Origin of the sequence: Mycobacterium angelicum, from assembly GCF_002086155.1 — a bacterium.
In the GTDB taxonomy this organism is placed as follows: Bacteria; Actinomycetota; Actinomycetes; order Mycobacteriales; family Mycobacteriaceae; genus Mycobacterium; species Mycobacterium angelicum.
Genome location: NZ_MVHE01000271.1, coordinates 1 through 531, shown reverse-complemented (window position 1 = coordinate 531; position 531 = coordinate 1). Strand labels below are relative to the sequence as shown.

The following is a 531-nucleotide window of genomic DNA, read 5'->3' as shown; positions in this document are numbered from 1 at the left end:
CACCGGCGGCACCGGCGGTCAAGGCGGCGACGGCGGTACCGGCGCCGACGGCACCAATGCCGCAGCAGGCAGCGGCGCCACCGGCGGCACCGGTTTCGCCGGCGGCGCCGGCGGACAAGGCGGCCAAGGCGGTAACAGTGCCGGCGGCACCAACGGCTCCGGCGGCGCCGGCGGCGTCGGCGGCACCGGCGGAACCGGCGGAACCGGCGGCAGCGGCGCCGACAGCACCACCGGAGTCGGCGGCACCGGCGGCGACGGCGGTATCGGCGGCGCAGCAGGCGCCGGCGGTGGCGGCGGCGGAACCGGCAGCGGCGGAACCGGCGGCACCACCGGCGCCACCGGCAAAGCAGGCACCGGCGGCACCGGCGGTCAAGGCGGCGACGGCGGTACCGGCGCCGACGGCACCGATGCCGCAGCAGGCAGCGGTGCCACCGGCGGCACCGGGTTTGCTGGCGGCGCCGGCGGTCAGGGGGGCCAGGGCGGCGACTCCGGTGCGGGCGGCACCAACGGCTCCGGCGGCGCCGGCGGCGT

At 81.0% G+C, this 531-nt stretch carries 1 protein-coding gene; it reads left to right on the top strand.

All coding sequences use genetic code 11. The annotated features are described in order from the left end of the window. Nucleotides 1-531 (top strand): hypothetical protein (locus BST12_RS29355; protein ID WP_211281418.1); only part of this gene is annotated, 531 nt, incomplete at both ends.